18 protein-coding genes are annotated in these 20,933 nt (G+C 61.7%); all 18 read left to right on the top strand.

Features of this window, described 5'->3' with window-relative positions; translation table 11 throughout:
* Positions 1-82 precede the first annotated feature (82 nt).
* The 18 genes from NKH02_RS14045 (at position 83) to NKH02_RS13960 (ending at position 20,382) form a co-directional block, all read left to right on the top strand.
* On the top strand, positions 83-1,225 hold the full coding sequence (locus NKH02_RS14045) for an ABC transporter substrate-binding protein (protein WP_352879457.1): 1,143 nt from the start codon (positions 83-85) through the stop codon (positions 1,223-1,225).
* Positions 1,225-2,076, top strand: a complete 852-nt coding sequence (locus NKH02_RS14040) for an IclR family transcriptional regulator (RefSeq protein ID WP_352830887.1) — start codon at positions 1,225-1,227, stop codon at positions 2,074-2,076. The genes NKH02_RS14045 and NKH02_RS14040 overlap by 1 nt, the downstream gene beginning before the upstream one ends.
* Positions 2,077-2,103: 27 nt before the next feature.
* A complete protein-coding gene (locus NKH02_RS14035; protein WP_352879455.1) occupies positions 2,104-3,135 on the top strand; it encodes a sugar ABC transporter substrate-binding protein in 1,032 nt (343 codons plus the stop codon).
* Between the two features lie 71 nt (positions 3,136-3,206).
* Positions 3,207-4,190: an ABC transporter permease gene (locus NKH02_RS14030; protein ID WP_352879453.1), complete on the top strand. Its 984-nt coding sequence runs from the start codon at positions 3,207-3,209 to the stop codon at positions 4,188-4,190.
* On the top strand, positions 4,180-5,712 hold the full coding sequence (locus tag NKH02_RS14025; RefSeq protein WP_352879451.1) for a sugar ABC transporter ATP-binding protein: 1,533 nt from the start codon (positions 4,180-4,182) through the stop codon (positions 5,710-5,712). Before NKH02_RS14030 ends, NKH02_RS14025 begins: the two co-directional genes overlap by 11 nt.
* A gap of 45 nt (positions 5,713-5,757) precedes the next feature.
* On the top strand, positions 5,758-6,753 hold the full coding sequence (locus tag NKH02_RS14020; protein WP_352879449.1) for an ABC transporter permease: 996 nt from the start codon (positions 5,758-5,760) through the stop codon (positions 6,751-6,753).
* Position 6,754: 1 nt separating this feature from the next.
* Positions 6,755-7,540 (top strand): SDR family NAD(P)-dependent oxidoreductase, encoded by a 786-nt coding sequence (locus NKH02_RS14015; RefSeq protein ID WP_352879447.1) that lies wholly within the window; start codon positions 6,755-6,757, stop codon positions 7,538-7,540.
* A gap of 21 nt (positions 7,541-7,561) precedes the next feature.
* Complete coding sequence (locus NKH02_RS14010; RefSeq protein ID WP_352879445.1) at positions 7,562-8,767, top strand: CaiB/BaiF CoA transferase family protein; 1,206 nt, start codon at positions 7,562-7,564, stop codon at positions 8,765-8,767.
* Complete coding sequence (locus NKH02_RS14005) at positions 8,764-9,558, top strand: enoyl-CoA hydratase/isomerase family protein (RefSeq protein WP_352879443.1); 795 nt, start codon at positions 8,764-8,766, stop codon at positions 9,556-9,558. Before NKH02_RS14010 ends, NKH02_RS14005 begins: the two co-directional genes overlap by 4 nt.
* The gene (locus NKH02_RS14000; protein WP_352879441.1) at positions 9,555-10,571 is read left to right on the top strand and encodes a hypothetical protein; all 1,017 of its coding nucleotides are present in this window, start codon (positions 9,555-9,557) and stop codon (positions 10,569-10,571) included. The genes NKH02_RS14005 and NKH02_RS14000 overlap by 4 nt, the downstream gene beginning before the upstream one ends.
* Positions 10,568-12,355 carry a CoA-transferase gene (locus NKH02_RS13995; RefSeq protein WP_352879439.1) on the top strand — a complete coding sequence of 596 codons (1,788 nt, stop codon included), beginning with the start codon at positions 10,568-10,570 and terminating at the stop codon, positions 12,353-12,355. The genes NKH02_RS14000 and NKH02_RS13995 overlap by 4 nt, the downstream gene beginning before the upstream one ends.
* A 7-nt stretch (positions 12,356-12,362) precedes the next feature.
* Positions 12,363-13,199 carry an SMP-30/gluconolactonase/LRE family protein gene (locus tag NKH02_RS13990; RefSeq protein ID WP_352879437.1) on the top strand — a complete coding sequence of 279 codons (837 nt, stop codon included), beginning with the start codon at positions 12,363-12,365 and terminating at the stop codon, positions 13,197-13,199.
* A gap of 228 nt (positions 13,200-13,427) precedes the next feature.
* A complete protein-coding gene (locus NKH02_RS13985) occupies positions 13,428-14,354 on the top strand; it encodes an ArsR/SmtB family transcription factor (protein ID WP_352879435.1) in 927 nt (308 codons plus the stop codon).
* A gap of 181 nt (positions 14,355-14,535) precedes the next feature.
* A complete protein-coding gene (gene arfA, locus NKH02_RS13980; protein ID WP_352866714.1) occupies positions 14,536-16,047 on the top strand; it encodes an arabinosylfuranosidase ArfA in 1,512 nt (503 codons plus the stop codon).
* Between the two features lie 48 nt (positions 16,048-16,095).
* Positions 16,096-17,187 carry an ABC transporter ATP-binding protein gene (locus tag NKH02_RS13975; RefSeq protein WP_352879433.1) on the top strand — a complete coding sequence of 364 codons (1,092 nt, stop codon included), beginning with the start codon at positions 16,096-16,098 and terminating at the stop codon, positions 17,185-17,187.
* 13 nt (positions 17,188-17,200) lie between these two features.
* Positions 17,201-18,124, top strand: coding sequence for a carbohydrate ABC transporter permease (locus NKH02_RS13970; protein WP_502913813.1), 924 nt, complete (start codon positions 17,201-17,203; stop codon positions 18,122-18,124).
* Positions 18,121-18,969, top strand: a complete 849-nt coding sequence (locus NKH02_RS13965) for a carbohydrate ABC transporter permease (protein WP_352866720.1) — start codon at positions 18,121-18,123, stop codon at positions 18,967-18,969. Before NKH02_RS13970 ends, NKH02_RS13965 begins: the two co-directional genes overlap by 4 nt.
* Positions 18,970-19,068: 99 nt before the next feature.
* The gene (locus tag NKH02_RS13960; RefSeq protein WP_352879587.1) at positions 19,069-20,382 is read left to right on the top strand and encodes an ABC transporter substrate-binding protein; all 1,314 of its coding nucleotides are present in this window, start codon (positions 19,069-19,071) and stop codon (positions 20,380-20,382) included.
* Positions 20,383-20,933: the final 551 nt, after the last annotated feature.

Here is a 20,933-nt window from a genome sequence, read left to right as displayed (position 1 = left end):
AAGTTACTTGTCTATGTGAAAATAGCTGCTACGACTGCGAGCCGGGCGGACATAATCGGTTGCCAGGGAGGAATTGCCTGAAATGACAAGACTGCGCGGTCTTGCGTGGGATCATCGACGCTGCTGGGGTCCGCTCGACGCCAGCGTGGCGCCGTATTGCGCTGGCAATCCAGGCCTTGAAATCGAATGGGATCGCCGCAGCCTCTATGAATTCGGCGAGGGTGCTCTCGGTTCGGTGCTCGGCACTTACGATCTGGTCGTGTTCGACCATCCCTTCATCGGCGACATCGCGAAGGATGAGCTGATGGTGCCGTTCGACGCCTATCTGTCGGCCGAACAAATCCGTTTCTTCGAACACGATTCGGTCGGTGCGTCCTGGCGCTCCTACGCAAAGGACGGACGCCAATGGGCGTTGCCGATCGATGCCGCTTGTCAGGTCGCGTCCTATCGCCCGGATCTCCTGGAGCGTTACGGGCCGGTGCCGCGCGCACATGACGAGGTGGTCGAGCTTGGTCGGCGCGCCCGCAAGAGCGGCAAGTGGCTCGGCCTGCCCTCGGTCCCGACGGATGCCATGTGCATGCTTCTGACGCTTGGCCGCCCACAGGAGAACGGTGGGCAATTCATTGCCAGGGAGACGGTCGAGCAGGCCGTCACTCAATTGCGAGAGCTCGCGGCGCTGTCGCATCCGAACTCATCAAAATGGAACCCGATCCGCTGCTATGACCACATGATCGCGCATGACGACGTGGTCTATGTGCCTTTCGCGTTCGGCTATGTGAACTATGCCTCCAGGAGTGACAGGCCGTGTCTGCGCTTTGCCGACGTGCCGACGCCGCACTCCGCCGGAGCCTTGCTCGGCGGTGCCGGCATCGGCGTCAGCGCCCGGTCGAAACACAAGCAGGCCGCGATCGACTACGCGGTGTTCCTGTGCTCGCCCGAATACCAACGCGGCGACTATGTGAAGTCGGGCGGACAGCCGGGATCGCTGGCGGCCTGGAAGGATGTCGAGGTCAACCAACTCACCGGCAATTTTTTCAGCTCGACGCTTGCGACGATCAGTTCGTCCTATCTGCGTCCGACGCATCCAGGCTTCATCGCCTTCTTCCGCGAATGCGCGCCGCATGCGGCGGCCGCCATCGCCGGCGACATTTCGGCTGCCGAACTCGCCGACCACGTGAATCGCCTCTACCGCGAAACCAGGCAACCGGAACGGAGCATTGCGTGATGGCCGCCAGCGTTACCGAGACGCTCGACGACAGCGAAAGTGGCCGCAACGGCTATCGTGTGCCGGCGGTAGACAAGGCGCTCGACGTCCTTGAGTTCATGGCAGCCAGCGCCGAAACGCTGACCCAGACCGAGATCGCGGCCGGCCTCGGACGCTCCATTCACGAAATCTACCGCATCCTGCTCCTGCTGGAAAAGCGCGGATACATCTTTCGCACGCAGTCGGACCGCTTCCGCCTGTCGCTGAAGCTGTTCGAGCTGGCGCACATGCACCCGCCGGTAAACCGGCTGGTCGAATGCGCGCTGCCGGTGATGCGTGAGTTGACCGCCAATGCCGATCAGAGTTGCCACCTCGTGGTGCGCGAAGGCCAGAACGCGCTCGTGGTGCTGCAGATCGATTCACCGCTGCCGATGCGCTACTCGGTTGCCTTGGGGTCGCATTTCCCGATCCTCGAAACCAGTTCAGGCGCGGTCTTGCTCGCCCATTCGAACCGGGCCGAGCGCGACCGCATTGTCGATCGCATCGTGACCGCCGGCGAAGGACAGGGCACGCGGGCCGAAATCGAGGCACGGCTGAACGAGGTGGCCAGGCTCGGCTACGAGATGCGGGCCTCGCTGGCCGTCGAAGCCTGCACCAACATCTCCATGCCGGTGCGCGATCACACCGGTGCCGTCATCGCCGCACTCACGGTCCCGCTGCTGCCGCAGAAGGCGGCACGGTTCGACCGGCAGACCGTCTTCGAACGCACCCGGGCAGCCGCCGAGAAGATATCGGCGGAGCTCGGTTGGGGGGAATCCAACTCTTCGTTACGTGCCGACCCGGAACGGCGGGACTACCCGTTCAGCGATTAACAAAAGCGATAAACCTGGGAGAAGAAAATGCACTGGTCCAAGTCAATCCTGTTTGCGTCCGCGGCCGCGCTGGCCATGAGCGCGGCGGCTGCATATGCCGAGAACATGCCCAAGCGCATCGGCTACGTCACCAATTACGCCACCCATGAATGGTACCAGAACGTCATCAAGGGCATGAAGGCTCACGGGAAGGAACTCGGCATCGAGGTCGAGGTGCAGGACGCCAATCTCGACATATCCAAGCAGGTCGCCGCGGCCGAAGACTTCATCGCCAAGGGCGTCGATGTGCTGATCATCACGCCGGTGAATGAAGAAGGTGTGGTGCCGCTGCTGCGTCAGGCCAAAGCCGCCAACATTCCGGTGGTGCTCGAGGGCAATCCGGTCAAGGGCATGACCACGATGGTCGCCATCTGCGATTATGACACCGGCTATTTCTCCGGCGTCGAGGCCGGCAAATATGCCAAGGAAAAGCTCGGCGGCGTTGCCAAGGTGATGAATGTCGGCCTGCCGCTGCTTTCCGCCACGGTGCTGCGCTCGCACGGTTTCATGGACGGGCTGAAGACCGTCATCCCTGACGCGGTCATGATCCACGACCTCGACGGCGGCGGCAATCCGGACCGCGCGCTCGAAGTGTCTTCGGCGGCACTTGCCAAGAACGCCGACATCAACATCATCTACGGCATCAACGACTCGTCGTCGCTGGGCGGCCTGCAAGCCTGGAAGGCGGCCGGCAAGTCGCAGGACGGCCTGTTGACCGTCGGCACCGGCGGCGAGGGGCTTGCCTTCATCAACGCGATGCAGAACGAGCCATCGTATCGTATCGAGGCCGCGATGTTCCCGGAAAAGGAAGGCTTTACCGCCATCGATGCCGCGGTGAAACTGTTCAACAGCGAGGAAGTGCCGGAGCACATCGTCAGCCCGACCGCGCCGATGAACGGCGAGGACTGGAAGAAGTTCTATGACTACGACGGCACCACCCGAACCATCAAATGGGATGCCGTCAACGCACTGCAGCCGCCGGCAAAGTGCATGAAGACCTCCGCCGACCTGAAGAAATAAAGCCGACCGACTTTGCCCTTCCCGCAATGCGGGAAGGGCGCCTGAACCACGGCGGCCCGGAATGGATTGAGATGAGCGAGCTTATACACGCCTCCGCGCCGAAGCGCCTTGTCGGCGGCCAGCTGCTGGGCAGCGGCCAGCTTGTGCTGGGTGTCATCCTGGCTGTGCTGTGCATCGCCATCTCGATCGCGGCGCCGCAATTCTATTCGGAGGCCAACATCATCGCCATTCTGCGCCAATGCGCGCTGGTGCTGATCGTTGCCTCGGGCATGACCATGCTCATCATCACCGCCGAGGTCGATTTGTCGGTCGGCGCTTCACTCGCCTTCGTCGGCTGCATCGGCATGGCGGTGCTCAATTCTACACACAGCCTGACGCTCGGCTTGCTGGCGGCACTTGCCTTTGCCGGCGGGGTCGGCCTGTTCAATGGGCTGGTCGTCACCAGGCTCCGGGTCAACTCGCTGATCGCCACCATCGGCACGATGATGATGATGCAAGGCGGCGTCTATCTGTTCACGCGCGAGGCGGTGCAGAACCACAATCAGCTCGCGAGCTTCACCGATCTCGGCGCCGGCTACGTCGGCGCGGTGCCGGTCCCCGTCATTCTGGCGGCGCTGATCTTCGTGGTTGCCTATGTGACGCTGCGTTTCACCACGCTCGGCCGCTACCTCTATGCCGTTGGCGCCAATGAAAAGGCGGTCCGCCTGTCCGGCCTTCGGTCGGAGCGCCTCAAGCTGTTTGCCTTCGTTCTCACCGGGCTCTGCGTCGGCGTTGCCGGCATGATCCTGTCGTCGCTGATGAATGCCGGCCAGCCGACCGCCGGCCGCGGCTTCGAACTGACGGTCATTGCTGCCGTCATCCTCGGCGGCACCAGCCTGCTCGGCGGCCGTGGATCGCTGTTCGGCACCTTGCTCGGCGTACTGGTGCTGAAGGTGATCGACAACGGCATCATCATTCTCGGCTGGAACCAGGACCTGCAGATGGTCGTGCCGGGCGTCGTCATCATCCTTGCAACCTATCTCGACATCATCCGGAACAGAGCCAATGTCCGTTGATTTCCTTCACCCTGGCGAAGGCGCGGCCATCGACACCAGCGTGCCGGCGCTCGAACTGCGCGGCATCGACAAGCGCTTCCCCGGCGTCGTGGCGCTCGACAATGTCGACTTCAGCCTGGAGCCCGGCAAGATCCATGCCTTGATGGGCGAGAACGGCGCCGGCAAGTCGACGCTGATCAAGATCATGGCTGGTGTCTACGGCAAGGATGCCGGCATCATCCGCATGCGCGGGCGCGAGGTCGACATCAAGTCGCCGCGCGACAGCTTGAAGGAAGGCATCAAGGTCGTGTTTCAGGAGATCGCGCTGATCTCCGAATTCACCGTTGCCGAGAACATCTTCTTGGAAGGCTATCCGACCGGCAGGGCCGGCTCGATCGACTGGAAGAAGATTCGTGCCGATTCTGCCGCGCTGTTCAACCGCATCGGCTTCAACGTCGATCCGGCGGCACGCACGGGATCGCTGCCGGTCAGCCAGCAGCAGATGGTCGAGATCGCCCGTGCGCTCGCCCATGAAGCCCGCGTCGTGGTGATGGACGAACCGACATCCTCGCTGACGCCGAACGAGGTCTCGTTGCTATTCACAGTCATCCGCCGGCTGGCCAGCCTTGGCATCGCGGTGGTCTATGTCAGCCACAAGCTCGACGAGGTTTTCGAGATCGCCGACACGGTGACCGTGCTGCGCGATGGACGCCACATCTCGACTAGGCCGATCGGCGAGCAAACCAACGACACGCTCATCCAGGACATGATCGGCCGGCGCATCGACAATCTGTTTCCCCGTCAGCGTGGCGCGGCGGGCAGCAAGGTCGCGCTGTCGGTGGAGAACCTCAGCACGGCGAAGAAGCTGACCGACGTCTCCTTCGAGGCGCGCGCCGGCGAGGTGCTCGGCTTCTTCGGGTTGATGGGCGCGGGCCGCACCGAGCTCGCCAAGGCGATCGTCGGCTACGACCCGATCACCGCGGGGACGATCACCGTCGACGGCAGCCGGCTCGCGCCGCACGATACGCGCACCGGCGTCAAGCTCGGCATTGGTCTGCTTACCGAGGACCGCAAGAGCGAAGGGCTGATGGGCGAACTGCCTGTCTACCAGAATGCAAGCCTGGCCTCGCTTGGTGCTTTCGCCCGCCTGGGGTTCGTCGACAAGGCGAAGGAACACGAAGCGGTGCAGGACTATGTCGACCGTTTCCGCATCAAGACGCCCAGCCTGTTCCAGCAGGTGAAGAACCTGTCGGGCGGCAATCAGCAGAAAGTGCTGATCGCGCGTTGGCTGATGCGGGGCCTGAAAGTGATCGTCGTCGACGAGCCGACGCGCGGCATCGATGTCGGTGCCAAGTCGGAAATCTTCGCGCTGATCGACCGGCTCGCCGGCGAGGGCCTGGCGGTGGTCATGATGACGTCCGAGATGCCGGAACTGCTCGGTCTTGCGGACCGGATCGCGGTGATGTGCGAAGGCCGCCTGACCGTGATCATGTCGCGCGAGGAAGCCACACAGGAGAAGATCCTCAATGCGGCGATCGGGTAAGATGATGACATCCAGCGATCAGCCCCACCTCGAAGGGAGCATCCGATGAGCTTTGCAGCCACGGCTTCCGCAAGGGCCCAACCATCCATGCTGGTGCGGCTCGTTGCCCGGCAGGAACTGGCGCTGCTTGTCTGCCTTATCCTGGTGTTGGCGTTCTTTTCCTTCACGGTCGAGAATTTCTTCTCCGTGCGCAATCTGACCAACGTGCTTGGCCAGGCGTCGCTGCCGCTGATCGCCGGGATTGGCTGCGCCATCGTCTTCATTTCCGGCGAGGTCGACATCTCGATCGGCTCGCTGCTCGCGACCATTGCGTTGCCGCTGGTCATCGTCATGAACGACACCAATTCGCTGTGGCTCGGCGTCAGTTGCGCGCTGCTGTTCGGGCTGATCATCGGCGTGGTGAACGGCTATCTCACCGCCTATGCCGGCATCAACTCGCTGATCGTGACCTTGGGCACGATGTTCATCATGCGTGGCGGCGTCTATCTCTACACCGGCCAGCGCGCCATCCCGGACGATGCCAGCCTCGACAGCTTCATCGCTCTGTCGGATGGCCGCCTGTTCAACACCATCCCCTATTCGGCTGTCATCGCCATCATCCTGCTCGCCGCCTTCGCCTACATGATGCGGCATCGGCCGTTCGGACGGCAGATCTATGCCGTCGGCGGCAATCAGGAAGTGGCGCGGCTGGCCGGCTATGACGTGCGGCGCGTCAAGTTCATCTGTTTCATCATCAGCTCATTGCTGGCGACCGTTGCGGGCATTATTCTCGCCGCGCGCGTCGGCTCGGCGCAGCATACGGCGGGGCTCAATTTCGAATTCCAGGTCGTCGCCGCGACGGTGCTCGGTGGGGTCAGCCTTGCCGGCGGCATCGGCAGCCTGACCGGCATGGCGCTGGGCGTGCTGATCCTGCAGTTCCTGTCCAACGGCCTGCGCGGGCTCGGCCTGCCGACCGAATGGCAGCTGGTCATCACCGGCATGATCATCATCGCCGCGGTCGCCTTCGACGAGGCGAAACGCCGGCGCGCGAATGGAGGCTGACATGGCTCGTCTCGAAGGGAAAACCGCCGTCATCACCGGTGCCGCCGACGGCATCGGCCACGCGATCGCTGAAGCGATGGCGCGTGAAGGCGCGCATGTCTTCCTCGGCGACATAGCCGACGGCGCGGGCGAGGAATTCGCGACCGCGCTTCGCGCCGCCGGCCGTCAGGCCGATTACGTGCATTGCGATGTCTCTCAAGAGGCCGATATCGCCGGCCTCATCGACAGCGCTGTCACCAGGACTGGGCACCTCGACGTCCTGGTCAACAATGCCGCCATCGCCATTGGCGGCATGCCGGTGCACGAGATGACCGATGAGCAATGGCACCGGCTGATCGCGGTCAACCTGACCAGCGTGTTTCGCGGCTGCAAATACGCGTTGCCGCACATGATCGCACAGAAGTCCGGCTCGATCATCAACATGGCCTCGGCGCAGGGTCATATCGGCCTCGACGGCTGGACCGCCTATGCCGGCGCCAAGGGCGCGGTGATGGCGATGACGCGCCAGATGGCGGTCGAGTTTGGGCCGGTGAACATCCGCGTCAATTCGATCTCGCCGGGCACCATCAACACGCCGATGAACGACAGGCTGATCAAGGAGATCGGCGGCAACTTGGCCAAGGCCTGGGTCAAGATGCATCCGCTCGGCCGCATCGGCGAGCCTTCCGAAGTGGCCGAGGCCGCCGTCTATCTCGCCTCCGATGCCGCGGGCTTCACCACGGGCACCGATCTGCGTGTGGATGGCGGGCTGACCGCCGCACCGCGCTACGTTCCCGAACTGCTTTGAAAACACGAAACGAGACATGAAATGAACAAGGCCCTCGAAGGCGTCCGCATCCTCGATTTCAGCCATTTGCTGCAGGGGCCGTTCGCCACGCAGCTGCTCGGCGACATGGGCGCCGATGTCATCAAGGTCGAGCGCGCCGGCGCCGGCGACATGTTCCGCGGCATGACCTTCTTCGCAAAATGGGTGGGCGGCTCGGAGAGCCCGAATTTCCTCGCCTGGAACCGCAACAAGCGCTCGATTGCCCTCAACCTGAAGAGCCGCAAAGTGCACGCCATCCTCATGGAGATGGCCAAGAGCGCCGATGTGGTGGTGCAGAATTTCCGCCCCGGCGTGCTGGCCAAGCTCGGCTATGGCTATGAGGACTTCAAGGTAGTCAATCCGCGCATCATCTATTGTTCGGGTTCCGGCTATGGTGAGGAAGGCCCCTATGTCGAGCGCCCCGGCCAGGACATGCTGATCCAGGGGCTTGCCGGGTTGATTGCCAACACCGGCCGCGGCGATCAGGCGCCGGTTCCGGCCGGCGCCGGACTCGCCGACCAGATCGGCGCCATGAACATGGTCTACGGCATCCTGTCGGCGCTCTATTATCGCGAGAAAACCGGCAAAGGCCAGAAGATCGAGGTCAATCTGCTGGCCGGCCTGCTGGCGCATCTCAATCAGGAATATGTCGCCGTGCTCAACCTCGGCGAGGATTTCGTGCGGCCCAATTCCGGCATCGGTCATCCCGGCATGCAGGCGCCGTTCGGCATCTACGAAGCGAAGGACGGCGGCTACATCTCGATCGCGATGAGCCCGTTCAAGACGCTTTACGAGGTGCTGGAGGCGCCGCAGCTTGCCGTCTATGACGATTTGAAAACCCTGTTCGACAAGCGCGACGAGGTGTTCGAGAAGGTCAACGCGGAGACGAAGAAATTCGCTACGCAGGATCTGCTGGCACGGCTGCTGGCGGCCGACATCTGGTGCGCCGAGGTGAAGGATATCCGCAGTGCGGCAGAGGACCCGCAGGTCAAGCATATGGGCATGATCACCAGTTATGATCATCCGCGCGGCGGCAAGGTGCGGGTGGTGGCACCCGCGGTCAAGATGAGCGAGACCCCCGCGACCATCGATCGGCCGGCGCCGCTGGTCGGCCAGCATGGCCGCGAGATCCTGGCCGAGTTCGGCGTCTCCAAGGAGGAAATCGCAGCATTGGAGGCGTCCGGCGACATGACCGTGGACGCGGCATGACAATGCGCGTCTACCAGACAGTCACGGTCGAAATCCTGGGCCGCGTCGCGGTCGTCACCTTCCGCCGCGCCGACCAGCTCAACGCCATGAACCGGATGATGCAAGGCGAGATCACCGACGCCTTCGAGGGCCTGTCAGGCGACGCGGGTGTAGGGGCGATCGTGGTGACCGGCGAAGGTCGCGGCTTCATGGCCGGCGCCGATATCAAGGAATACGCCGCGCAGACCGCCGCCGAGTTCGACACGTTCCAGGCTGCGGGCATGCGCATGTACGCGGCGATCGAGAACAACAGCAAGCCGGTGATCGCGGCGGTCAACGGCTTTGCCTTGGGCGGCGGCATGGAGCTGGTGCTGTGCTGCGACATCGTGATCGCCAACCAGTTCGCGAAACTCGGTCTGCCGGAAATCAAGCTGGGGCTGGTTCCCGGCGGTGGCGGCACGCAACGCAGCGTCGCCAAGCTCGGCCGCAACCGTGCCAACCTTCTGCTGATGACCGGTGCCATCGTGCCGGCTTCCGAATTCATCGCTGCCGGCCTGGTCAACGAGGTCGTCGATGTCGACAGGCTGATGCCTCGCGCGCTGGAGCTGGCGCAGATGATCGCGGCCGAGCCGGCCGAGGCGATCGAAGGGTTGAAGGCCCTGACGGCGCACGCCGTGTCTGGCAATCTGGCCGATGGCCTCGCCATGGAGCGCGACATGCTGGGTGACCTCTATCGAGGCGAGATCGGCCAGCAGCGCGTCAAGGCGTTTGCCGACAAGAGCGGAGCGCAGGTGAAGAAGGCCGGGCCGTGAGCGTCGATGATGACTATCGTGGGCTGGGTTGGGCACATGGCGCGCTGACCGTGCAGCGGCTCGGCGCGATGCTGGCGCCCATCACGTTCCTCCTGGCGGACGGCCGGCAAATCTCGCCGATGCATATCGCACCCTGGTCGCACGAGCCGGGGGCGGAAGCCTTGCCGGGCATCCTGCGCCGGTTGCGCGGCGAGTGGCCCTGCGTGCCCTTCGGCTATTCAGTGCCCGCCGGTGGATGGCCCGAGGGCTGGACGCGCGTGATGGGGCCGCCGGAGCTTGACGAAGAAGTCCATGGCCACAGCTCCAACCATGACTGGGCTTGGCGCGACAGCGAGAGCGGGTCGCTGTCGCTGGTACTGGACTATCCCAAAGGGAGTCCTGTCGAGCGTGTTGAACGGACGATTACGCCCGATCAATCGGCGCCGGCTATCGACATTGAATTCAAGATCGCCGTCCGCCGAGCCTGTCGCTTGCCGATCGGCCTGCACCCGGTGTTCCGGCTGCCGTTCGAGACAGGCGCCGCCGCGCTCGAGCTCGGCGGTTTCGATGAAGGCCGCACCTATCCACACGACGTGGAACCGGGCGCAGCGCTGTTTGCAAGAAACAAAACCTTCTTCGAACTGAGCGCCGTGCCATCGCGCAGCGGGGGTGCGATCGATGCCTCGCTGCTTCCTCTGGCCGCCGACACGGAGGAGTTGCTGCAGATCGAGGGGGTCGATGGTGTGGCGGCGCTCGCCAACCACGAGGACGGCTACCGGGTAGAGCTCTCCTGGCAGAAGGAGCATTTCCCCAGCCTTCTGCTCTGGTACTCCAATCGCGGCCGCAAGGCGGCTCCCTGGAATGGGCGTCATGTCGCCATCGGCATCGAGCCGATCTGCTCAGCCTTCGGGCTCGGCCCGGCGACCGCGCTGGCTGACAACCCCATCGCCCAATCCGGCATTGCGACGGCACTGGAATTCTCAGCCGAAAAGCCGTTCGTGACCCGCTACCGCATCGAGGCGTCCGCGCTGTGAATGATCGTGCCGCAATGTCCCTGGTCAAGTCGAACCGGCCGCGCTTCACTGAGATCGAAGGGCTGGCCGCGATGGTCCGACAAGGCGACTCGCTTGGCGTCGGCGGTCACCATTTCGCTCGGTTGCCGATTGCATTGCTGCGCACGATAGCCCAGTCGGACGTCAAGGATTTGCGTTACGTCTGCTGGGCCGGCGGCTTGCCGCTCGAGCTGCTGCTCGAAGCGGGTGCGGTGGCGGAGATCGATGTCTGCTTTTCCAGCCTCGACATTTTCGGCCTGCCGCCGCGTTTCCGCGCTGCCGCCGAAACTGGTGCGATGCCGGTTCGCGACTGGACAGCGCTGGCCATGATCCAGGCGTTACGGGCAGCGCAGCAGAACCTGCCGTCAATGCCGTTTCAGCTGCCCCTGGGTTCCGACATGCTGGCGCGCGTGCCGGGGGCGAGCGCCGGGCCTGATCCGATCGCCGGGACCGACACCGGTTTCATCCCGCCGCTGCGCCTCGATACGTTCGTCGTCCACGCCCAGCGCGCGGATGAAAGCGGCAATGTGCAGATCGTTGGGCCGCGCGCATTGGACTTCGCGATGGCGGGTGCCGCGCGCAAGGTGCTGGTCACGGTCGAGGAGGTCGTCCCGGTCGGGGCGCTGCGGCAGGACGGGCGCCAGAGCATCCTCACCCGCAACCAGGTTTCGGCCATAGCGCTGGCGCCGGGTGGCGCCTGGCCGGCGTCCTGCCTGCCATTCTATGTCACCGATTATCAGGCGCTTGCGCAGGGATTGGCGGCCAGCGAAACGCTCTTGGCGGATAGTTTGCGGCTGCCCTCCGATGGCGTGCCGAAGCCGCTGCAAAAGGCCGCGAAGGTTCGCGCCAAAACGGCCCTCGCAATGCCGGCGCTCGCACATGGTGAGGAGAAAGCATCCATCGACGAGATCATTGCAGGCCGCATCGCCGCCGAACTCGACAATGAGAGTTTTGCCAGCGCCGGCGCTGTCTCGCCGCTGGCCAACGTTGCCTACCGGCTGGCCAAGGCAACGCACGCGCCCGACATGATCATCGCGACGATGAGCTGCGGCCATCTCGACATCGCGCCGAGCCCGATGATCCTGTCGCTGATCGAAAGCCTGGATTGGGAGACGGCTGTGACGCATGCCGGCGGCGACGACACCTACTCGACCTACTATCAGGCAGGTGCCGTGACGCATGAGATCGTCGGCGCGGCACAAGTCGACCGGCGTGGTCGCGTCAACACCATCGCGCTGCGCAAACCGAGCGGCGGCCTGATCCGGTTGCCAGGGCAAGGCGGCATGGCCGATGTCGCCAACATGCACCGCGACTATTTGCTCTACATTCCCCGGCATTCTGTCCAGTCGCTGGTGGACGAGGTGGAGATCGCGAGTTCCGCCCGCGGGCTGCTGACGCCGGCCGAGCGCGAGCCGATGGGCTATCGCACCGGCAAGGCGCTGGTGTTCACCGATCTCTGCGTCTTCCGGCTCGACCGGATATCCCGGGAATTGATCGTCATCGAGACCATGCCAGGCGTCATGCAGCAGCAGATCCGCGACGCCACCGGGTTTGCGGTGACCTTCGACGCCGATTGCCGAGAGGTCCCGTTGCCTTCCAGCGATGCGCTCGCTGTTCTGCGCAATCGCATCGACCCGCTCGGCCTGCGTCGCCTCGAATTTGTCAGCGCCAAGGAGCGCGGTGCGCTGATCGCCGAGATCCTCGCCGCCGACCGCGCGATGGTCGAGCGCTGCATCGTCGCACAGAGATCGTACATCGCAAGCTGAGGACCCCATGGTAAAGCCGTTGCTCGACATGTCCGCCGCGCGCGTTTTCTTCGACGGCATCTTCACCAGCCCTCGCGTCGCGCACCCGGAGGGCGTGGCTGTCCACCGTGACGGGTCGATCTGGTGCGGCACCGAAACCGGTGACCTCCTGCGGCTTGCCGCCGACGGCGGCTCGGTCGAACGCATGGGCGGCACGGATGGCTTTCTGCTTGGCATAGCCTTCGACAGCGCCGGCAACTGTTTTGCCTGCGACCTGAAGCATGCCGCGATCTTTCGATGGGATGCCGCGAGCGCGCGCATGGAGCGCTTCGCGTCGTCCGGTATCCGCGTGCCGAATTATCCCATCGTCGACGAGGCGAGAGGCTGGCTTTACGTGTCGGATAGCGTTGGCGAGGACAATCGCTCCGGTATCTTCCGCTACGATCTCAAGACGGGCGAGGGCCGTCTGTGGTGCCAGGAGGCGATGTCGTTCGCCAATGGCATGGCCATGGCGCCGGAGGGAAGCGGGCTTTATGTGGTGGAAAGCAATGCGTCGTGTGTCAGCCACGTGCCGATCCTTGCCGACGGTGCGGCTGGGCCGCGACGGGTCGTTGTCGAAGGCGTGCATAACGTCCCGGATGGCCTAGCTTTCGCTCCGGACGGCTCGTTGTTCATTTCATGCTACGAGCCCAGCCGGATCTATTGCTGGCGCAAGGACCGAGGACTTGAGACGTTGATCGAGGATCCGGCCGCGACGACGCTCGCGCATCCCACCAATATCGCGTTCAAGGGTAACAAACTCTACACCGCCAATCTCGGCCGCTGGCACATTACCGAGATCGATTTGACCTTGGTCGGTCGATAAACCGACGCACGACGTCAAATGCTCGTGGTGACATGTGCAAATTCGATCAGACCTTGTGGGTGGATTGTGTCGCCAGTACCGCGCGGTCTCCGCGTGCGGCTCGGCATGTTGGTCAGCCCTCCTCCGCGGTTTGAGCAGAAACAGGCCCAGCCAGCGCATTGATTAAATCAATTATCCCGATATACAAGGTAATTTCGGATATAGATTTCGCACAGGGTTGGCAAATTCATGAGTCGCAATTTTCTTGTGATCGAACCCGAGAAGGACATTGCCGTCCTCAAGGGGCTGGCCTCTTTGGCACGCATCTCCATGCTGAAATTGCTGCATGAGAAGGGGCCGATGAATGTCAATGACATCGCCGCCGTGCTGTCGCTGCCGCAATCGACGGTCTCGACCAATATCCAGGTGCTCGAGGATGCTGGCCTGATCCGCACCGAGAACCAGAAGGCGAAGAAAGGCAGCCAGAAGATCTGTTATCCGACCGCCGAGGAAGTGCTCGTGGTCTTCAAGAGCGAATATCGCGCGGTCAGGAACAACGCGATCGAAGTGTCGATGCCGATCGGGCTTTACACCGGTTTCGAGGTGACGGCGCCCTGCGGCCTGTGTTCTCCGGATGGCATCATCGGTCTGCTCGATGTGCCGAACACGTTCCTCGATCCGGACCGTATGAAAGCCGGGCTGCTGTGGTTCACGCGCGGCTTTGTCGAATATCAGTTCCCCAACAACGCCAAGCTCGCCAACGCCGAGATCACCGAACTCGAAGTGGCAATGGAACTGTCCTCGGAGGTGCCGGGCACCAGCGCCGACTGGCCCTCCGACATCACGTTGACCATCAATGGCGTCGATGTCGGCACCTGGACGTCACCCGGCGATTTCGGCGACAAGCGTGGCGTTTTCACGCCCTCCTGGTGGAAGCTCAAGGGCTCGCAATATGGCAAGCTGAAGAACTGGCGAATTTCCACTGACGGCACCTATGTCGACGGCCTCAGGATTTCCGAAACCAGCCTCTCCGCGCTCGACCTCAAGAGCCATCATTCAATCCGCATCCGTATTGGCGTCAAGGACGACGCCAAGCGTCCCGGTGGGATCAATATTTTCGGCAAGGGGTTTGGAAATTACGACCAGGACATTCTGCTTAGGATCAAAACCGGTTGATATCATCAAACCGGGTTTTGAAATAACTAAGCAATTTCAATGGCATGAAATCACTTATTGCCGAAATCATAGTTCAATTGTCAGACTTTTGCCTATTTTGACTTGACGAAGGCTGCCAAGTGGCCTTTGATATCGGGTAAGGTGATTTAAATCATCATTTGTGATATTGTGGGAGGAATGTATGCAGGCAGCCGTTACGGCGCATCCGCGCTATGTCGTCTCGGAAATCGATCCGAGGCTGTATGGATCCTTTATCGAGCATCTGGGGCGGGCAGTTTACACCGGCATCTATGAGCCGGGCCACCCGACGGCGGATGCCAATGGCATGCGTCAAGACGTTATCGATCTGGTCAGGGAACTCAACGTTCCGATCGTCCGCTATCCCGGCGGCAATTTTGTGTCCGCTTACAATTGGGAGGACGGTGTCGGCCCCAAGGGAGAACGCCCGGTGCGCCTCGACCTCGCCTGGCATACGTCGGAAAGCAACGAAGTCGGCCTGCATGAATTTGCCAACTGGTGCGCATCCGCCAACACCGAGATGATGCTTGCCGTCAATCTCGGCTCGCGTGGCCTCGATGAAGCTCGCAACTTTCTCGAATACACCAATCATCCAGGCGGAAGTGAGTGGAGCGACAAGCGTATCGCCAACGGCCGAAAGGAGCCCTTCGACGTCAAGCTGTGGTGCCTCGGCAACGAAATGGACGGCCCCTGGCAGATCGGCCACAAGACCGCCGACGAGTACGGCCGCCTGGCCCACGAGACGGCCAAGGCCATGCGCGCCTTTTCCAAGTCGCTCGAACTGGTGGTCTGCGGTTCTTCGAATGCCAAGATGCCGACCTATCCCGAGTGGGAAGCGACCGTTCTCGACCACACCTACAACGAGGTCGACTACATCTCGCTGCACATGTATTTCGACAACGAAGCCAATGACGCGCCGAACTATCTCGCCATGAGCGAGAAGCTCGACGACTACATCGCCTCGGTCGCCGGCGTCATCGACTACATCAAGGCCAAGAAGCGCTCCAGCAAGCAGGTCTACATCTCGTTCGACGAATGGAACGTCTGGTACCATTCCAAGGAGCAGGACAAGAAGATCCTGGGCGGCAATGACGGCTGGCCCTTTGCCCCGCCGCTGCTCGAGGATATCTACAATTTCGAGGACGTGCTGCAGGTCGGCTTGATCCTCAACACCTTCATCCGTCGTTCCGATGTGGTCAAGATCGCGTGCATGGCGCAACTGGTCAACGTCATCGCACCGATCATGACCGTTCCCAACGGCCCGGCATGGCGCCAGACGATCTACTATCCCTATCTCTATGCTTCGATCTACGGCCGCGGCAATGCGCTGGATCTCAAGGTGGAATGCCCGACCTACAAGTCCACCGTCGCTGGCGACGTTTCCTATGTCGATGTGGCCGGCGTGCACGACACCAAAACCGGCCATGTCACCTTCTTCGCCGTCAACCGCCATTCGAGCGAGGCGATCGAAACCGTGATCGACATCACCGGTTTCGGCGCGGCTGATATCGTTGATCATCAAATGATGACGCACGCCGATCTGAAAGCCGTCAATTCAGCCGGGAATCCCGGCAATGTCGGCCCCAGGAAGGGAGTGGGCGCCTCGGTGACTGACGGCAGATTGAGCCTGTCGCTGCCGGCCTATTCCTACCAGATGATACGCCTGAAGCTCTGACCTCGGGCGTGTTGTCGGAAAGTGCATGCGCTGAGGAGGAGCGTCGAAGTGACGGCCGATATCGAAATCAGGAATGTGAGCAAGCACTTCGGTGCCATGTCGGTGCTGGAGGATCTGTCGCTCTCCATCAAGGCACGCGAATTCATCGTATTTCTCGGTCCATCCGGATGCGGGAAATCGACGCTTTTGCGAATGATCGCAGGTCTCGAAACTGTTGATAGCGGCGAAATCGCCATCAACAAGGAGCGCATCGATCATCTGCCGCCGGGCAAGCGCGGCATTGCCATGGTGTTCCAGTCGTATGCGCTCTATCCGCATATGACGGTGCGCGACAACATGGCCTTCGGGCTTGAGAATATCGGCATGTCGCGCGAGGTCATTGACGCGCGGATCAACGAAGCCGCCCGCATCCTGGAAATGCCGCATTTGCTCGAACGCAAACCGGGCCAGCTCTCGGGCGGCCAGCGCCAGCGTGTCGCCATCGGCCGTGCGATCGTGAAAGAGCCGAAGGCCTTCCTGTTCGACGAGCCGCTCTCCAATCTCGATGCGGCCCTGCGCACCCGCACCCGCCTCGAACTTGCCCAGCTTCACCAACGCCTGCAATCGACGATGATCTTCGTCACCCACGATCAGGTCGAGGCCATGACGCTCGCCGACCGCATCGTCGTCATGAACAATCGCAGGATCGAGCAGATCGGCTCTCCTATGGAAATCTACGAGCGCCCCGCGACCAGATTCGTCGCCGGCTTCGTCGGTGCCCCGGCGATGAACTTTATCGATGCGGCACTCGACAGATCGGGTGGCAACGCCACGGCCAAGTTTTCGGACGGTATATCGGTTCGGACCGCGATTTCTTCCGACCTGTTGACCGACGATAGGTATAGCTTCGGCATCCGCTCGGAAGATGTCCGCATCGTTCCTGCCGGACAGGGCAATGCCGATGGCGTGGTCGATGTGCTCGAGCGGCTTGGCGAGCGCACCTTGATCTACATTAGTCTCGGCGATGGCCAGCAGATCGTCGGCTCGGATGTCGGCAACAGCCGCGTCGCTGTCGGCCACAAGGTAGGGCTCGCCTTCGACGGCCAGAAGTCGCATCTGTTCAACGCGGCCGGCCGCGCCTGGCACGCGAGGGAGGCTTGATATGGCCGACCGGATGACGATGCCGCGGACCGCGGCGCCGGCCGTGAGCGTCAGGGCTCCAAGCGTCGATATCTATGCGCCGCAATGGCGAAACTTCGTTTTCGTTGCGCCGTTCCTGTTCTTCTTCACGACGCTGCTCATCTTTCCGCTCCTCTGGGGAATGTGGCTGAGCTTCCACAAGGCCGACACGTTCTCGTCCGGAAATTTTGTCGGTCTCGGCAATTATGTCAGGCTGTTTCACGACAAGGTCTTCCTGCAATCGGTCTGGAACACCTTCTACTTCGTGCTTCTGACAGTGCCGACGCTGGCGCTGATCGGCCTTTTTCTCGCGCTTTGCCTCAACCGCCGCACGCGTACCGCCGCTGTGCTGCGGACCCTCTTCTTTTCGTCCTCGGTGCTGTCGGTCACAATCGTCACACTGATCTGGCGCATCGTGTTCATTCCGAATGTCGGCCTTCTGTCGACGATCTACGGATGGTTCGGCGCAACCGCCCCGGCTTTCATTTCCGACCCCAGCCTCGCGATGATCGGTATCGCCATTGCCACTGTCTGGTGGTGCATCGGCTTGCCGATGATGCTGTTTCTCTCGGCCCTGCAGCAGATTCCGCAGGATATTTACGAAGCCGCAGCCCTGGACAATGCCAATCGCTGGCAGACGCTGCGCTCGATTACGCTGCCGTCGATCAAACGCACTTTCATCCTGGTGATCATTATCCAGATCGTGCTGCAATTTCAGCTGTTCGGCCAGGCTTGGCTGATGACGCGCGGCGGCCCGAACAATCTCACCAAGCCGATCGTGCTCTACATCTATGACACCGCATTCCGTCGTTGGGATCTGGGCATGGGCGCCGCGGCATCGGAAATCCTGTTCATTCTGATCCTGATCGCGGCCATGGCCCAGTACCTCGTCGCACGCAACAAGGCGGATCAGGCATGAGCGCGCCAGCCAGTTCCATCAGGGGACGCGCATTTGGCGACCGCGTGTTGCTGGCCCTCGTCATCCTGCTTTCGATCGCCATGATCGCGCCGGTTCTGTGGGTCATCGGCCTGTCGCTCAAGGAAAATGCCGAGCTGATGGCCGATCCGAATTCGGTTTTTCGCGCACCCTACACGCTCAGGAACTACATCAACACCATCGGTACCTCTTCGGTATTTCTCTGGGTGCTCAACAGCATCATCGTCTCGGGCGGGCTGACACTCGGTACGCTGATCCTGTCGTCGCTCGCCGGCTACGGGTTTGCACGTCTGAACTTCCCCGGGAAAAACGTCCTGTTCGTGATCGTGCTCTTCGGTCTGGCGGTGCCGGAACAGGCCGTGCTCGTCGCCCGCCACCAGATCTTCAGCATGTTGAAGTTCCACAACACCTATCACGGGCTCATTCTCCCCGGCCTGTCGGCTTCGTTCGGCGTCTTCCTGATGACCCAATATTTCAAGGCCATCCCGAAGGAGTTGGACGAAGCCGCCATGCTGGACAATGCCAGCCGGTTCCGGACCTTCTGGAAGGTGCTGCTGCCGCTCACGGTGCCTGCGCAGGCAACCCTCGGCATCTTCACCTTCCTCGGCGCCTGGAACGATTACTTGTGGCCGCTGATCTCGGCAACCAGGAAGGACATGTACACGCTGACCGTCGGCATGGCTTCGACACAGACCAATTTCGCCCAGTCCGAAGGCATCGGCTTCCTGATGGCGCAGGCGGTGTTCGCCGGCGCGCCGATCCTGATCGTCTACCTCTTTTTCCAGAAATACATCGTCACCGCCGTCTCTGGCGCCGCGGTCCGATAGCGAAAATTGCAGGGCGGGGGAGTGCGCCGCAGCGATGGAAAGCATGACGCCAATCCAGTGTGGAGTGGCGGAAACTCAGTAGGAGGAACTGACATGAGAATGAAGAAAATACTGTTTGCCGCGGTCTCCGCGGGGGTAATGATGCTCGCAAGCCCAGGCTTTGCAGCGACGGAGCTGACGGTACAGCGCTTTTTCGGTGCCTGCGACGCCGATTTCGGCACCAACACCGATGTCGCCAAGGCTGTTGGCGAATGCGGCATCATCACCTCGCTGATCAACAAGTTCAACGCCGACAATCCCGACGTGCATGTCAGCGTCAGCACCGTGGAATGGCCGGGCTATGACCAGCTGACCGCGCAATTCGCTTCGGGAGATGCTCCGGACATCGTCACGATCCATGAATCCGCGCTGTCGGATTACCAGTCCAAGGGGCTGCTGATGCCGCTCGACGATCTCTTGAAGTCCGTCGGCGTCACACCTGAAGCTTTCACGGACGCAGCGCGCAACGGCGCCACTAAAGATGGCAAGATCTACGGCCTGCCGATCGACAGCTGGACGATGCTCTATCACATCAACATGGATCTCTTCAAACAGGCCGGCCTCGTCAATGCCGACGGCACGCCGATGCTTCCGAAGTCGCCCGAGGAATTGCTCGCCCAGGCCGAACAGTTCAAGCAGAAGACCGGCAAGCCCTACTTCGTTCAGAACCTGGCCAATGAGACGGCACTCTACACGCGCAACCTCTACACCTATCTCTTTCAACAGGATTCCGACTTCTTTGCCGATCCGAAGCATGTGAAGCTGAATACGCCGGAAGCCAAGAAGGTCGTCGAGATGTACAAGGCGATCTTCGACAAGGGCTACACCACCAAGGATCTCGATTACGGCGGCGCGATCAACGCTTTTCTTGCCGGTGACGGTGGCGTTCAGCTCAACGGCACATGGGTCGTCGGCGACAACAACGCCCAGTCCGAAACCAAGGGTACGGCGCTCAACAAGGGCGGCTACGCGGTTTACCCTTATCCGCAGCTTTTTGGCGGCGCCCATGCGCAATATGCCGATGGCCACACCTGGGCAGTCTCGCAGAAAGACCGCACGCCTGAACAGACCGCGGCCATCGGCAAGTTCCTGAAGTTCTTCGCCGACAACGATTTCGAATGGTCGCGCACCGGCCATCTGCCGGCATACAAGGCCATCATCACCTCGGACGCCTTCAAGGCACTGCCGCATCGCAACACGATCGCCGCTGTCGCCGATCTCGGCAGGCCGCTGCCGTCAGCCGTGCAGCGTCAGTTTGCGATCCAGGACATTGTCGGCGAAGAGATGAGCGCTGCGATCACTGGCCAGAAGGACGTCGATGCCGCGCTTGCCGACATGGAAAGCCGCGTCAACGAGTTGCTCGCCAACATTTAATTTAACCACAGGGTTCCCAGAGAACTCTCCCAACGCCCCGCGACTGGAGACAGTCGCGGGGCTTTTTGCCAAATGCAAGCAGCACTGCTTTTTGTCCAAGATGGTCAAACGTTGACTGCTCTATCCAGCACTTCCCTGCTGGTCGCCAAATAATTCCCTGTTGGCAAGAGCAGGAATTCGTCCGCCCCGCGCGAAATGAGAGAATTGCCGCGAATGCTGGCTAGCGTCCCCAGACGACGGCATTCTCGTGCCGCTTGATGAGGCGGCTGCTACATGGGATTTCCGATCTTGGACGTTTGAGTAAATGCCCGAGGTCATGCCGCTGTGCTCGTGAATTCCAAGGGGGCGCTGTCGAGTGGTTGCCGGATTGACGGGACTTTTACGGTATGTTCGGCGGTATCTGTGCCGAACGAAAATAGATCGCCTTTCGAAATCAATTGGTTATCATGGATTGAAACGTCGAGTGCACGGTACACGACTCAGGTCTGTTTTGAGATCGTCATCGATCTTCGGGGTGCTTTTGCGAGCCATGCGTTGGCTGCTGCTTTGGG

Origin of the sequence: Mesorhizobium sp. M1396 (assembly GCF_040317725.1) — a bacterium.
Taxonomy (GTDB): domain Bacteria; phylum Pseudomonadota; class Alphaproteobacteria; order Rhizobiales; family Rhizobiaceae; genus Mesorhizobium.
Note: the sequence above shows the minus strand (reverse complement) of the source record. Positions and strands in the feature narration are given on the sequence as shown.

Bases quoted from the DNA above. Each gene is read 5' to 3' on its own strand.
- NKH02_RS13985 (WP_352879435.1), top strand. From the start codon at position 13,428: ATGAGTCGCAATTTTCTTGTGATCGAACCCGAGAAGGACATTGCCGTC.
- arfA (WP_352866714.1), top strand. From the start codon at position 14,536: ATGCAGGCAGCCGTTACGGCGCATCCGCGCTATGTCGTCTCGGAAATC.
- NKH02_RS13965 (WP_352866720.1), top strand. From the start codon at position 18,121: ATGAGCGCGCCAGCCAGTTCCATCAGGGGACGCGCATTTGGCGACCGC.
- NKH02_RS14040 (WP_352830887.1), top strand. From the start codon at position 1,225: ATGGCCGCCAGCGTTACCGAGACGCTCGACGACAGCGAAAGTGGCCGC.
- NKH02_RS13960 (WP_352879587.1), top strand. From the start codon at position 19,069: ATGAAGAAAATACTGTTTGCCGCGGTCTCCGCGGGGGTAATGATGCTC.
- NKH02_RS13970 (WP_502913813.1), top strand. From the start codon at position 17,201: ATGACGATGCCGCGGACCGCGGCGCCGGCCGTGAGCGTCAGGGCTCCA.
- NKH02_RS14020 (WP_352879449.1), top strand. From the start codon at position 5,758: ATGAGCTTTGCAGCCACGGCTTCCGCAAGGGCCCAACCATCCATGCTG.
- NKH02_RS14015 (WP_352879447.1), top strand. From the start codon at position 6,755: ATGGCTCGTCTCGAAGGGAAAACCGCCGTCATCACCGGTGCCGCCGAC.
- NKH02_RS14035 (WP_352879455.1), top strand. From the start codon at position 2,104: ATGCACTGGTCCAAGTCAATCCTGTTTGCGTCCGCGGCCGCGCTGGCC.
- NKH02_RS14045 (WP_352879457.1), top strand. From the start codon at position 83: ATGACAAGACTGCGCGGTCTTGCGTGGGATCATCGACGCTGCTGGGGT.
- NKH02_RS14005 (WP_352879443.1), top strand. From the start codon at position 8,764: ATGACAATGCGCGTCTACCAGACAGTCACGGTCGAAATCCTGGGCCGC.
- NKH02_RS14010 (WP_352879445.1), top strand. From the start codon at position 7,562: ATGAACAAGGCCCTCGAAGGCGTCCGCATCCTCGATTTCAGCCATTTG.
- NKH02_RS14030 (WP_352879453.1), top strand. From the start codon at position 3,207: ATGAGCGAGCTTATACACGCCTCCGCGCCGAAGCGCCTTGTCGGCGGC.
- NKH02_RS13990 (WP_352879437.1), top strand. From the start codon at position 12,363: ATGGTAAAGCCGTTGCTCGACATGTCCGCCGCGCGCGTTTTCTTCGAC.
- NKH02_RS14025 (WP_352879451.1), top strand. From the start codon at position 4,180: ATGTCCGTTGATTTCCTTCACCCTGGCGAAGGCGCGGCCATCGACACC.